Source organism: Methanolobus sp. (genome assembly GCF_030682845.1).
Taxonomy (GTDB): Archaea; Halobacteriota; Methanosarcinia; order Methanosarcinales; family Methanosarcinaceae; genus Methanolobus.
Window position 1 is genome coordinate 81563 of the sequence record NZ_JAUXNK010000075.1, and the last position, 13862, is coordinate 95424.

Annotated in this window: 12 protein-coding genes; 5 read left to right on the forward strand and 7 right to left on the reverse strand. The window is 44.2% G+C overall.

Annotation, left to right across the window (positions count from 1 at the left end; genetic code table 11):
• Positions 1-4 precede the first annotated feature (4 nt).
• Complete coding sequence (locus Q8J68_RS09950) at positions 5-1003, forward strand: CBS domain-containing protein (protein ID WP_305311366.1); 999 nt, start codon at positions 5-7, stop codon at positions 1001-1003.
• A gap of 88 nt (positions 1004-1091) precedes the next feature.
• On the opposite strand, the gene Q8J68_RS09955 is transcribed toward Q8J68_RS09950, so the two are convergent.
• Positions 1092-2219, reverse strand: coding sequence for a hypothetical protein (locus Q8J68_RS09955; RefSeq protein ID WP_305311367.1), 1128 nt, complete (start codon positions 2217-2219; stop codon positions 1092-1094).
• Positions 2220-2382: 163 nt separating this feature from the next.
• Between Q8J68_RS09955 and Q8J68_RS09960 the strand changes: the two genes are divergently transcribed.
• Together Q8J68_RS09960 and Q8J68_RS09965 are read left to right on the forward strand one after the other, a co-directional pair.
• A complete protein-coding gene (locus Q8J68_RS09960; protein ID WP_305311368.1) occupies positions 2383-2835 on the forward strand; it encodes a DNA-deoxyinosine glycosylase in 453 nt (150 codons plus the stop codon).
• Positions 2836-3177: 342 nt separating this feature from the next.
• Positions 3178-4128: a mechanosensitive ion channel family protein gene (locus Q8J68_RS09965; RefSeq protein WP_305311369.1), complete on the forward strand. Its 951-nt coding sequence runs from the start codon at positions 3178-3180 to the stop codon at positions 4126-4128.
• Between the two features lie 31 nt (positions 4129-4159).
• On the opposite strand, the gene Q8J68_RS09970 is transcribed toward Q8J68_RS09965, so the two are convergent.
• Positions 4160-5161 (reverse strand): hypothetical protein, encoded by a 1002-nt coding sequence (locus Q8J68_RS09970; protein WP_305311370.1) that lies wholly within the window; start codon positions 5159-5161, stop codon positions 4160-4162.
• 443 nt (positions 5162-5604) lie between these two features.
• Here Q8J68_RS09970 and Q8J68_RS09975 point away from each other — a divergent pair, with 443 nt between their 5' ends.
• The gene (locus Q8J68_RS09975) at positions 5605-6285 is read left to right on the forward strand and encodes a hypothetical protein (protein ID WP_305311371.1); all 681 of its coding nucleotides are present in this window, start codon (positions 5605-5607) and stop codon (positions 6283-6285) included.
• Positions 6286-6360: 75 nt separating this feature from the next.
• Here Q8J68_RS09975 and Q8J68_RS09980 read toward each other — a convergent pair whose 3' ends face one another.
• From Q8J68_RS09980 to Q8J68_RS09995, 4 genes are all read right to left on the reverse strand, one after another.
• Positions 6361-6882 (reverse strand): gamma carbonic anhydrase family protein, encoded by a 522-nt coding sequence (locus Q8J68_RS09980; protein ID WP_370867628.1) that lies wholly within the window; start codon positions 6880-6882, stop codon positions 6361-6363.
• A gap of 610 nt (positions 6883-7492) precedes the next feature.
• Entirely contained in the window at positions 7493-8404 is a 912-nt protein-coding gene (locus Q8J68_RS09985; protein ID WP_305311373.1) for a RimK family alpha-L-glutamate ligase, read from the reverse strand.
• Between the two features lie 317 nt (positions 8405-8721).
• The gene (locus Q8J68_RS09990) at positions 8722-9009 is read right to left on the reverse strand and encodes a dihydrofolate reductase family protein (RefSeq protein ID WP_305311374.1); all 288 of its coding nucleotides are present in this window, start codon (positions 9007-9009) and stop codon (positions 8722-8724) included.
• Complete coding sequence (locus Q8J68_RS09995; protein ID WP_305311375.1) at positions 8969-9382, reverse strand: hypothetical protein; 414 nt, start codon at positions 9380-9382, stop codon at positions 8969-8971. The genes Q8J68_RS09990 and Q8J68_RS09995 overlap by 41 nt, the downstream gene beginning before the upstream one ends.
• A 914-nt stretch (positions 9383-10296) precedes the next feature.
• On the opposite strand from Q8J68_RS09995, the gene Q8J68_RS10000 reads away from it, so the two are divergent.
• Entirely contained in the window at positions 10297-11079 is a 783-nt protein-coding gene (locus tag Q8J68_RS10000; protein WP_305311376.1) for a winged helix-turn-helix domain-containing protein, read from the forward strand.
• A gap of 114 nt (positions 11080-11193) precedes the next feature.
• Here Q8J68_RS10000 and Q8J68_RS10005 read toward each other — a convergent pair whose 3' ends face one another.
• The gene (locus tag Q8J68_RS10005) at positions 11194-13833 is read right to left on the reverse strand and encodes a tetratricopeptide repeat protein (protein WP_305311377.1); all 2640 of its coding nucleotides are present in this window, start codon (positions 13831-13833) and stop codon (positions 11194-11196) included.
• Between the last annotated feature and the right edge of the window lie 29 nt (positions 13834-13862).

The following is a 13862-nucleotide window of genomic DNA, read 5'->3' on the forward strand; positions in this document are numbered from 1 at the left end:
TATATTGAGTACAAGAGATAATATAAGGGTTGCAGAAAATGAGGCAAGAGTGCGGGGAAAACTGCACGCTAACGACAGGACCATTCAGCAAAAGGGCTCTGCATTGTACAATAATAGCCGTATGATAAAGACCGGACCTATTGACTTCGATGAAAAGATATCAAAGCATGAGGGCGGCATCATGGCACTGGCAAGCAGAGATGCAGTGACCATGCCGCCCACTACAAGCATCATCAATGCCATCAGGACCATGACCGAAAACGGTTTCAGGCGTATCCCGGTGACAGATGCCGGTACGAACAGGCTGGAAGGCATTGTCACATCTGTAGAAATCATCGATTTCCTGGGAGGCGGCAGCAAGAATCTGCTCGTGGAAGAACGTCATCATGGAAACCTGCTGTCTGCTATCAATTCTCCTGTGCGGGAGATCATGCAGGAGGACGTCGTCAGCATAAGGGATAATGCCGGCATCGATGATGCTATACGGGCAATGCTTGACAATAACACAAGCGGGCTGCCGATAGTTGATAATGAGGGCAGGGTTGTGGCTATATGCACCGAAAAGGACCTGATAAGATTTGCAGCAGGCATTACTTCCACGAAGAAGGTATCTCAGTATATGAGCAGGAAAGTGAAGACCACAACTCCCGATACAAGTATCGGTCAGGCGGCAAGGATCATGATTGACAATGGGTTCAGGAGAATTCCCATAGTCAACAACGGAAAGATCCTTGGCATGGTAACTGCCTCTGATATAATGCACTTCCTGGGGGGAGGCAGCGCCTTTGAGAAACTCACTACAGGCAACATCCATGAAGCATTCGATGAACCTGTCCTTTCCCTTATCTCAAAGGAAACGGTAAAGGTAAACCAGGAAACAGATATAGGCGAGGCAGCCCATATTATGGTTGACAAAAACATTGGTTCGCTGCCTGTGATGGAGGGTGATTTCCTTGTAGGGATAATCACTGAAAGAGACTTCCTCCGGGCAATATCCGAGTGAAGAAGTGCCCTGAATCCCTTCTCCACCCTTCCTATTTTTTACTTCACAGCTTAATCCTTTTGTTCCTGCAGTGTTCCCATACATCCCTTTAGGTTTCTTCTGCAAGTTCGATCATGTATATGTCAAAGTATCCGCTGCGCATATCCACCCACACTACAGTATCCTCGTATATTGCCGGATATTCCTGCGGGAACGGATCTGCAGTTATCTGCTCCTCTTCCTGGGAGGAAATATTGTAACTATATATGTCTGAATTCCATTGCATTCCCGCCGTGTTCATATCCGTTGATAATGCAGCATGATTCCTGTAATCTTCCCACACTATCCTGTCCCCGTATATTGCAGGAAGCAACTGGTTAGACCTATCGGTTGTTACCTGTGTTTCCTCTCCAGAGGTAAGATTGTACATGTAGACGTCCACGTTCCATTCCAGCCAGTCATCGGATGTCAGGTTTGCATTACGCATGTCTGTCCACACTATCCTGTCCCCATGGATGCCCGGTCCTTCCTGCCATGACTCGTTGGCCGTTACCTGTGTTTCCTCGCCCGAGGACAGGTTATACATGTAGATATCCACATTTGATCGGAGCAGGTCCTGCAGTTTCAAGTCCGGGTCATCTTCTGGTATGTTTGCATTACGGGTATCCGTCCAGGCTATAATGTCCCCATATATTACGGGGTCTATTTGCAATGACTCATTGGATGTTATCTGGATTTCCTCTCCTGATGTGATATTATACATATATATGTCTGCATTCCCGTTGCGCATATCTTCCCAGACTACCCGGTCACCATGAATGGCAGGATACCACTGATCAGACTCGTTGTCTGTCAGTTGTGTCTCCTCTTTGGAAGTGACATTGTACATGTATATGTCTGCATTCCCGTTACGCAGATCTGTCCACACTATCCTGTCCTCATATATTGCAGGTCCTATCTGCAGTGACTCGTTTGCGGTTATCTGCACTTCCTCTTCCATGGAGGTGTTATACATGTATATGTCCGCGTTCCATACAAGCAGTTCATCCGAAGATGTGTTGGCATTGCGCCAGTCAGTCCACACAACTATGTCTGCATATATCGCAGGATCGTTCTGGTCTGACTCTCCCATTGTTATAGGAGTCTCGTTGCCTTCAGTCTGTGCCGCAACGGTGCCTGTGGCGGTCAAAAGCAATACACTCAAAAAACAGACTGCAGCAGTCTTTTTAATGATCATTTGATAACTCTCCTTCTATCCGGTTCCCCTATCTTGATGCACAATTTGATTATAGGATGATACCCCTTATCATTTTTGAATCAATGTTCAAAAACTAGATGTGGGTAAAGTTGCCCGTTCAATCATACTTATATGTGCCCGGCACAATATTGGGTAGAAGGAAATGGAGCCTGTAATTGACCAGTATACTGACATATTGATTGTGGGAAGCTATCCTTCAGAAATATCTCTGAGTTCTGGCCAGTACTACGGTAACCCAAGGAACCATTTCTGGAAACTGGTGGGCTGTGTTCTTGATGTTGATCTGGCGGGGTTGTATTATGATAAGAGACTCCGGGTTTTACAGGAGCACAGGATAGGTCTGTGGGATACTCTAAAAAGTTGCCAGAGGAAGGGCAGCCTTGACAGCAACATCCAAAACGAGATATACAACGACCTTTCAGGTCTGACCCATATCCGCAGGATTATTTGTAATGGCAGCATGGCCGGAAAATACATCAGGCATTGCAAGGTGCCTGCTGATGTCATGGTATTCACAGTTCCGTCTTCAAGTTCTGCAAGGGTTATGAAATTCAGCGAAAAGCTGGAGCAATGGAAAAAGGCAATGTCCTGCTAAGATTATTATCCAAAAGTGTATTTATGGATGGGATATCCGCAAGATCATGTGTGACTGCATGAGCAACTTATACCATACATAAGAAACGATATACTGTTGTCCGCAAGGCTTTAAAGCAATGATCTATTATAAGAATTCGTTAGAGTTTTAGCAAGAGGTGTGTTTGTTCTCAACGTACCACCCCCCCACATTCCACACCCAGTTTCCACGGCACACCTCTGCTACTAACCAAGGGCATTACATCCGAATAGTTTTTCTACAGCCTATAGATTCATATATCCGACAAAGATATATATGCACTAAAGCCATGACTAGGCAAAAATGCTTTAAAAAGGTACTTTTATGGTCACAGAACCACCCACTGGGAAGAAAAATGGAAATTCACTGAACGAGTTCAAAGGGCGGCTGAAACACACTTTCCTGAACCGGACAATATTATTGTTCTTGCTCCTGAGCATGGTAATGGCATCCATTGTGCTCGCCAACCAGCAAAACATCATCAATATCCCACAGGCCATCATGGAATATGTGGAGCTGGTCATTACTATCCTTCTGGCATATGCACTTGCATCTGTGGCTGCCAGGCTGACAGTTAATAGTATTATGGACTTTTTCGGGGACACTTTTGAACCTGAACAGAAGATATTGCTCACAAAAGCGTATATCGGCCTGCTGTATTCTATAGCGTCGGTCTTTATCTTTGTGCAGCTGGGAATAACTGTCCAGAACATAGCGATTTTCTTCGGTCTGATTGCTACAGGTTTTGCTTTTGCGATAAGGGATGTTATCCTTTCATACATTGCATGGTTTATCCTGCTCACGAAAAAACCCTTCAAGATAGGGGACTATATAAGTATCGAAGGGGTGGAAGGGCTTGTCAAGCATATAGGAATGTTCTATGTACTTCTGGACGATTCTCCCGAAACTTATGAGGATTTTTATAAGATACCCAATAAGATGTTCCTGGAAAAACCTATTCACAATTATGGAAGAAGCCGTTTTAGCAGTGAGTTTGACCTATACCTGAAGAAAATGCCGGTTGATATGGGGGATATGTTCCTGGACCTTGATGAATTGCTGGAAAGGATATCCTTGGAGATCGGGAAGACGGTATCAACACGGGTTACAATGAGGCTGGATTCAGACAAGGAAGGCATGAAAATAAGGGTGTACTACAAGTGTACATATAAAGAGCGCAACATGATCAGGGACAGGGTGCTGAGGGTCATGTTCAGGGAAATCCACAGGTCTTCACGTCAGCAGCAGGAAGTTGATGGCAACAAGACTGAATGATAGCAACCATAACTGAAACCCCGGCAGCCTGTCACCATTGCGATGGAGAATATTCAAACTCAAAATTATCAACTTCATCTGAATCCAAGCCAAGGTCAGAGAACATTTTCCTGAAAACACTTCTGTAATCTTCCTCAGGTATCTCTTTTTCTGTTGTAAGCCGGACATGAAGATTTACTCCTCCTTTGGGGTCGGCCTGTATGATGTAATCGTTCCCGTTTTGTCGATGGATCACTCTTGAATTCTGCAGAATATAATTGATACTTCCTGCTATCCTGTCATCCTCATAGAATAATTGTCTTATTGAGCCGGAACCTGTCGTTTCTGTGAAGCTGAAAGCATCACTTCTGCTCTTCATATCCGTATATGTTGAATTAAAGTCCGGTGGATGAGTAACTATGACCGTGGCACTTTCTTCACTCTCGATGTTTTCCTTTAGCCGAACCAGATATGTTTGAGCTGCTGCATCACTTATTCCAAACATAGTCCTGAATAGCTCTGTCATCACTTCATCGTCGGGAAGATGCTCGGTTTCAAAATGTCTGAAGGACGGATCCTGCCAGGTCTCGTTATAGAAAGTGATGATCGTTGTCCCATTTCCAAATTTTGCTTCCATCGATATCCCGTCTGGAAAATAGTAATTCAAGGAACTGACCCAGAAGCTGTCTCCAAGATATGCTCTGACCTGAGAGACTCCGGGAGACCAGATGCCACTTGCCTCAAATAAGTCTGAATCAATATACATTGGACCTTCGACAATGTAGCCTGCTTGCCGTGCACTTGATATCATCTGGTCGTAATCGGTATTTCCCAGGTTTCGCCCCTCACTAGAGTAAGATGCATTGTCAAAGGATATCAGCGCAAAAGCAAAGGAAGCATATATCACTCCTGTCAGTCCTACCAGCAGGAACAAGGTGATCTGGCCTTTTCTTTGCAGGGTAAGGTTCCTTTTGCTCCAGAGCCAGAACATAAGTCCGATGAAAATAGCTCCTGACACAATTACTGACAGGCCGAATGCGGTAGTCTCAAGCATGTTGTCTCCATGATTCGGATTGTTATAACCCTGGCCAGCCTTCCCGGGTCTTTTCAAATACTGGCTGATCTCTTTCTGCACTGACACCCGACAATCTTATTCTGCAGAATGTCATTTTCTCCTTTTGATCAGAGAGGCTATTATTTTTGTAGCTATAGTAATAAAAGCCAGTTTCTTTAGTCCCATGTCCCCTATACCTCCTTATATTGTTCGTAAAGGGATATGTCTGTCAGGTAAATCTGAATTCGACAATGGTCTTTTTACCCACTACCCCTGATACTCTATTTCAATAGGGCCGTATATATTTTCGGGTATTAATGTTCCTTACCATTGTATCAGTAACACTCCATGCAGGTAAGATCCATGCGATACATAATTATATAGGACCTGCATTATAATATCTTGCTGGCACTAGGGATAATTCAGATGCCTCAGGGATAAAAATGAAAACGGGTTATTTGCTCTTACTGTTCTTTGTAGTAATGCTCGCTGCAATTCTCGGTTTGAATCTTCCTCATGAATATACTCCAGATGATGTGGATGTAAATGACAGTGACACAATTCCTGCTTCAATGATGTCTGTCCCGGATAGTGATCCCAACACGGAAGAGAATGTTAAAGACGAGCGCGGCTGGTGGCTTCATAAGGGGCGCAGCTATGTATCTTACGGCGGCAGGGAATACACGGGCAATACTGCAGAGATTGCGAAGGTGGATCTGGTAATTCTCCTTAACGGGCAGGATGCAGGTAATTCTCCGGGCCAAGGGTTTGTTGCAGGCTCACAGGCCACTGCAGAGTATTTTGTTACCAACATCGGTAATGTATCATTTGATGACATCATTGTCACAGATACTATCTTTGGAGATATAGGGGAATATGGAACCCTTGAAGCAGGTAAGAGTGTGTCTTTCTCAGTCACATACGATGTCCTGGAGGGGCAGTTCTCCAGTGCAGGAAAAGTTGTCGCATTCAACGAGAGCACTCTTGAGGCCTGTAGTGATGAACACAATATGTTCTATTATGGAATGAAAGTTCCTGTCTCTGACATACCGGAGTTCCCTACAATACTATTTCCCATGACAATATTGATAGGACTGGCGTTAATCTTCGGAAGAAAGGAATAGTAGCAGGCATCATTCATTTCCTGCTCTCTTTTACTGGTTCTAAGGGTATCAGTCACGAGTGGCAGTTATTATTTATTACAGATATTCAGGCGACATTTCCTTGTAACGGTTTGCAAGTTCCACATACGAGGCAGCGTTTTCCTCTATGTGTTCCTTTTCCTTCTCATTCACCTGTCTTTTGATGTCGGCGGGAATACCCAGAATTACACTTCCTTCAGCAAACACCTTGCCCGGGGCTACCAGCGCGTTAGCTCCAATGATGGAGTAGTCCCCGATGACAGCACCATTCAGGACCGTGGCATTCATTCCTATCATTACATTGTTTCCTATCCTGCATCCATGAAGAACTGCTCCATGGCCGACTGTTACATTGTCTTTTATTTCTGTCACTATGGAAGGATCAGTGTGGATGACCACGCTATCCTGTATACTGGTCCTGTTACCGATGATTATCTTTCCCATGTCTCCCCTGATGACTGCATTGAACCATACACTGGAGAACTCCCCGATCTGCACATCCCCGATTATCTCAGCGGAATCTGCAATGAATGCTGTGCTGCAAATCAAGGGCATCTTAGTCATAAATTCCCGAATCATCTATTCAATTCCTTACACTCATTTTGTTTAGAGCTATTTGTCTATGTTCCCTGTCAGGCTGACACCACATATAACTGCCAGTCTGTGACCAAGAGCTGTTAGAATATTCAAAGCCGTATGATTTGTGACAAGCTATTGAATTTAAGTAGGGTTTAGATTAAATAAAAACATGGGGTTATATGTTAATGTCAGGATGGAGTTCCCCGGGCACCCTTATAATCTATTAACGGGTGGGGGACAGGTACATTTCCTGAAAATAGTGGGGTGAATATTTGAAGCAGCTAAAAGAATGTCCTGAGTGTAAGGCACGCTTGCATGACATGGACCAAAACATACAGCATTGTGAGATATGTGGATATTGGACGCAGAAGGGAACTGCCAGAATGGATTCGGTAATGGTGTTTGCATAAGGTGGGAAAGTGGAAGTACAAGAGAGAAAATCCTGTTCCAGGTGCAAAGGGACACTTAAGAAACATATGCTGGGCATGAATCTATTTTACTTCTGTCCGGGCTGTGGTTACCATGCATCCGGTGATTTCCTTTAAATTGGTAGAAATATCTCTTGCAAATACTTCTACTTTTTTAATTTATTGCTTTAGCATACAGTTGCTCAGTCATCGAAAATACCAAGCCTTATTTTTATGAAATTATATACTTCGTTAGCTATGTCTATATCGCAGCAGCTTTCGATTCCCTGGAACCCTGGTGAAGAATTTGCTTCGCACACCTTGAAGTGGTTCCCGTCAAATAACAGGTCGATTCCGGCTATATCAAGGCCAAAGATACGCGAGGTCTCTGTTGCAAGCCATTCTATTTCAGGCGTCATCTCGTAACTTTTCACATGCCCGCCTGTTGAAAAGTTTGCTTTGAAATTCCCATCCCTGGATGTCCTTTCTATGCAGGCTATGGGCCGGCCGCCAAGAACAAAGACTCTGAGGTCCCTGCCTTTACTCGTCTGTATGAACTCCTGGAGTATTATGTTCAGTTTAGGATCGGTTGAGTGTATTAAAGGCATCAGGTCGTTAAAACTTGCCTTATTGTCCGAGAGGTATACTCCTTTTCCGCGGGACCCTGAAATGGTCTTTATGACAAGAGGAAATCCCAGGTATTTTTCCACAAGGTCCACATTTACAGGGTATTTTGCAAGCATGGTCCTTGGCACAGGGATATTATTCTCTGCAAGTATCTGCTGCGAATAAAGTTTATCCTTGACAGTGTCTATGCTATGGGCTGAGTTAAATGTGCGGACGCCAAGCCTTTCAAGATGTCTGATAACCGCCATCCCGAAATAGGTGGTCCCGGCTCCTGTACGCGGAAGCAGGAAATCCGGTAGTGAAACTATCTTTCCATCGAGAAGTATGCTCTTGCGATCTTCCCTTGTAACAATGAGGTCTATCTGTTCGGGTCTTACAACCTGTATCTCTATGTTCCTTTTGCGTGCTGTTTCTATCAGGCGATGAATCTCATAAGCATCAGGCCACAGTTCTTTCTGGGTATATTTGTAAAGAATCCATCCCTTCATCCCGATTAACCTCAACTGGATATTGCTATACAATTGGCTTATTAGTATATAGCATATCTGATAAAATATCATGACCATTTGCATCTAAAGCCCAAGGTCACGGCTTTATAGCATACTGTCATTGCGCGGGACAGATCAGGCAGGTACAAGATGGAAACAGAAGATACGATCATTTGTGCGATTGCTATTGGCGTGTTAGTCTGTTTTGCAATATATGCATTAACAAGCCCCCTTCCATGCAGTCAGAGTCAGGTGGAGACTGTCACATTTGGCGCAATATTCGCCTACATTTTCAGTCAGGCTGGTCTATTGTAGGATTACCCTTCGATCACCCGGTAAAGCACATGCAAATGTCCGCTGTCAAATACATCCTGCCTTACCAGTTCCAGGGTCACGCCTGCCTTCACAGTTTTCCCGAACAGGCATAGATTCTCTTTTCCGGCTATTGCTGGTGTGACCACCAGGCTGATCATGCTTGCCAGTCCCTGATCCAGCAGTATGCCACATAGCGTGCTGCCACAATCAGTCACAATTTTCCCGAAGCCATATCTCTGATTGCATATCTCAAGTGCCTGCCTGTTCCTTACCTGTGATAATGTGGTCATAATCTCTCTGTTGCAGGTACTCTGCATATGAAGCAGGCGTTCCTTCGGAAATCAGTACGATTACATCCTGGCAATATTCCGATCGCCTGAACACATGTAGCATACCTTCCAGAATGCCCCTGCTGTCCGCAATTATCCAGTAAGGTCTTGCTTCATCTCCTTTATATGCAGACTTTACGATATCGGATGGCTCTTCTGACGGGATATTGCCGATAAACATCTCGGCTCCGGTCTTAGCTGTATTGGAGCTGACCAGCATCGCATCAGGTCCAAGGGAACCTAGTATCCGGTAGTGCAATCCTATATCTGCGCTAAACCCTGCCAGGGATCCATCAAGGCTGATGGTGTTATGTATTATCAGTTCTGGGAACATCTATTTCTCCAGGCCCGTGGAAGCTATATGATTTCTTTTGAGATTATAGACCATCCTATTTAATCCTGAGGAAAGTCCTCCGAAAGTAATAATCAATGCTTTCCGACCTGAATTGCATTCGTTCTGTTTCTATTACTCTTATGGCTAAAACTTCATAAATCGTGTATATCATAATGATGATGATTATTATATTAGATAGTATAGATATATTTATATAGTATAATCAATTACTAGGATTTGCAGGTGCAATGCCTGCGACGCAGGAAACTGCAATGACCAATTTACATATAGGTATGATATGTAACTTAACCGGAAATCCCGATAAGTAAAAACGAAATGTAACTGCAAAATGGAATAAGGGCAAAGGCTCATCCCCTCAACCTCTCCCTCCAAACATTGAACCTTGTCCTTATCCATGCAGTAACACACAATAAGTGGAGTATGAGCGGTTTAGTGGGAAACGATGGACTGTGGTGGTTCAGTGGGAATAGTGGATTAGGAGTGGGAAGTAAAAGAGTGTGGGTACAGTAAATATCGGAGTATGAGCAAGTTGGGGTACATCACGGCAATGCCGGGATGTGCCGGGGTTATTGTCAACATTGCGATTATAGTCAGTCCCTCCGTCCAGGGGAAAAATAACGGGTGGTAAACTCAATTACCACTCAGTTCCCTTGTTTTTTCGTAAATCCGAAGCACATCATCTTCTTCTCTGACTCTTTGAGGTAGCCAGTTAAAGATATCCCAGCTGCATGAATCATTTTCCCGGTTGGAGGCGTATAAATGAGAACTAAATTAGGTGCAGCTCAAAAAATATGCTTATTCCAGTATTTAGATTCTTATAAATACAAATAAGCCCTTATACTTTTTTGAGGGGAGTATTTGAAAATATAGTTGTATTAAGAGGAGTGTCGCAAGTGAAGAAACCATTAATTGACGTGCTGTTAATGTCAGAGAAGAGAAAACAAGCACTTTTACTCTTGCAGGACAGTGCGAAGGAAATGGAATATCTTCTCAAATCCCTTGGTACTACCAGGCAGGCTCTGCTGCCTCAGATAAGGATACTGGAAGAGCATCACCTTGTTAATCACTACGAAGATACCTATGGACTGACAGCCATTGGTAGACTGACAGTTGATGAGATGGCTCCACTGGTGGGTACCCTTGAAATTTTGGATGCAGATATTGATTACTGGGGAACTCATGATTTCGATTTTATTCCACCAGCTCTACTGAAAAGAATCAAAGAGTTGAGGAGTTATGAGATTATTAATCCTCCCCTTGCGGACTTGTATTCTCTGCATAAAACATACCATCACAATAAAATAACAGAATATGTCTATTCAGTTGGTAACATCTTTTATCCTGATTACCAATCAAGATTCACTGAGATGATAGATAATAAAATCACTACTAATTATATTGTGTCTGAGAATTTGTTTGATAAAGTAAGAAATGAATATTATGAAGATTTTAAAGTTTTCATTAAAAGTAAATATTTTAATTTATACGTCTACGATAAAAACATGAACTTTTTATTCTTTACATTTGATGATTACCATATAGTTATAAACATGCTAAAGAAAAATGGGGATGTTGATAGCAAGTACATCCTGTGTAGTACAAAGGATGCGCTTAAATGGGGAAAAGATCTTTTTGACCATTATCTGAAAGATTCAACACCAATAACTGAAATTTAGGCTTTGTAGTGGCCTATTTACTACTAATACTTGCGCAATGATTTAAAAAAGATAAGTCCCCTTGGTGCTACTTGCGAATGAAAACAAGAAGGGGATTTTTACGGGGCTGTTATATCAATTACCTATCAGTTCCTTTGCTTTTTCGTACATCCAGAGTGCATCATCTTCTTTACCCATATTCTCAAGTATGTAGCCAAGGTTGTTCAGGGTGCATGCTGCGCTTTCCCTGTATGACACGTTATCAGGCTCTTCCTCAAGAATCATGGCGTATCTTTTGAGTGCATTCTCGTACAGGGGCTTTGCTCTCTCTAGCTCTCCTTCCTCAAGAAGGAAGTACCCCAGGTTGTTAAGTATATACGCTACGTTCTGCTGATACTCAATGTTGTGGCTGTTCTCTCCGAGAAGTGTCTGGTATTCCATAAAAGATGCTTCAAACAAGCCTCGTGCCTCTTCCACCTGTCCCATATCAGTCAGCAGGGCGCCTAGCTTGCATCTCATGGATGCTGTTCTTTCAAGGTAGAAAAGACTCGAAGTATCCACTGCGGCCAGTTCTCCATAGGATGATAATGCACTTTCATAGTACTTCCTTGCCTCGTCCATGTATCCATTCTCATCGAGTTGCAGTGCCATATTCTCCAGTATGGCAGCACTGTCTTTTCCGATGTATATATTGCCAGGGTCCATCTCAGCAAGCTTCTCACACAGCCTGAGCAGCATGTCATAGCTTTTGATCCTCTGCTCAAAATCCTCTATCTCAGGAACAGACACCTTCAAGTTCTCCAGCATGCGAGTGACCTTTAGGCGGTACTGTGAATTCTTACCCTCTCCTGAAATGAGTTTCAAGTAGATGTCCAACCCTTCTGCGACCTGTCCCTCATCGATCATCAGGTTTGCTATCTCCTCCCTGAGGCTTATTATGTTCTGGAAGTATCGCAGGTTATCAGGCTCTATTGCAAGCAGTTTCTCACGCATTGCAAGTATCTTCCCGTATTCAGCGATAAGCGCTTGCCTGTTGCTGGCATCAAGGGGATCCCTCTCCATGTTCATGAGGATGCTGTCAACTTTATCCCTATGGCTCTTAACAGAAGGCTCCATGCCACAGAGTCTGAAATATATCTCAAGGGCCTTGTCTTTTTCTTTGAGGTCTGTCCGGACAATACCGACGGCTTCAAGAGCGGAAACGAGCTTATCCATGTATTCTTCATTGCTACCCTCAACGGACATCAGTGACTCATACATTGCGGCAGCCTTTTCAAAATGCTCTGCAGCCTCATTGTGCATCTCCATGCCCAGCATAAGCTTCCCTGTCTCATCCTGCAGGCCTGCAATATCCTTTTTGATGCCGGCATCATCCTGCATGATCCCGCCAAGCCTTATAAGCCTCTTAAGTATTATCTCGCAGGCCCGGATCTTTTCCTGACCTTCATCTATCCCTTCTGCAAAATGTCGCAGATCATCGATAATATACCTGGCGCCGGACTGGAACATCTCATCCGATGCTTCTGCTTCAAGAGCTTCCAGTGCAATATCAGATGCCAGGACAAGATCCTGCATAGCCATGCTTTCCTCATGCAGATCCTTTAGGAGCTTTCCGCGGATATCCAGAGCAAAAGCAACATTCAGCCGATAGGACATGTTGGAAGGATCGATGTCCTGTAGCAGCTCGCATGTTGTGAGTATTAGCTCATGGTCTCGGAGTTTTTCCCGGGAACTTTCCTCCTGGTCTACAAACTCATTAAGTTCCCTGAGCACAGAGATGATCCCTGAGCGGTATTCCGGGTTCTCAGGTTCATTCTCAAGTAACTCCCGGAAGTATTGCAAAGAATTGATGAGCTTCTCTCTCTCACTTTCCGGTTCCTTTGATTCTGCAAAAAGTTCATGATTTATATCCTCTGACGGGGCTCCTGCAGCGTTAGCTGCGCTGTCATCTTTCCTTTCTGCAGCAAGGCGTTCCTCTATTGCCTGTGCCTCGGCGTACAGGGCTTTGGCATCAATGGTTTTACCGGCAGACATGAGCACATCTGCATAGCCCTTCAGGGCAAAGGCGAGCCTCTCAACATAAAGTGCTGTTGGGTCCATCTCGATAATTCTGCGGTAGGTATCCACCAGTTGCCGGTACTTCTCTTCCGAAAGATCCCCTGGCGAGCTGCCTGCCTCAAGATTGAGGAGATTCTCAAGGATAGTTGCCATCTTGAACTGCAGGGTCGTAGCCCTGCCAGCTTCCTCGGGACTCTCCCGGAGTATGCGTAGAGCTTTTTCAAAGCTTTTCTGTGCAGCTTCCTCTTCTCCCTCTTCCGCCAGCAGGGCTCCAAGGTTGTTCAGCGTTGAAGCAGCGTTTGACCTGTAAGTCATGTTGTTACTGTCACTCCCCAGAAGTTTATCATAAGCGTGTATGGATATATCATAATTTTTCCTTGCCTCTTCTTTGGATCCCTTTTTTTCCAGGATGCCAGCCAGATTACTGAAAATACCTGCCCTCTGTTCGTAATTTACATAGCCGTTGACCGAAAGATCATTGCTGACATCAACAGCGAGCCTGTATCTTTCAAAAGCATCATCCTCACGGCCCGTTGAAAGCAAGAGATCGGCGTATGTCTGCAATACGCTGGCATGGATCTCGGGAGATTCGGCTTCCTTTACACTGTGTTCTGCCAGCTCCAGGGCATGAAGCGCATCCTCATATAACCCTTTCTCGATGAAGGACACCCCTTTGTTGAGGTGTCTGACTGCTATATCTCTTGATCGTGTGGACATAGGTGGTATTTCTCTGGATCTTCAGTTAT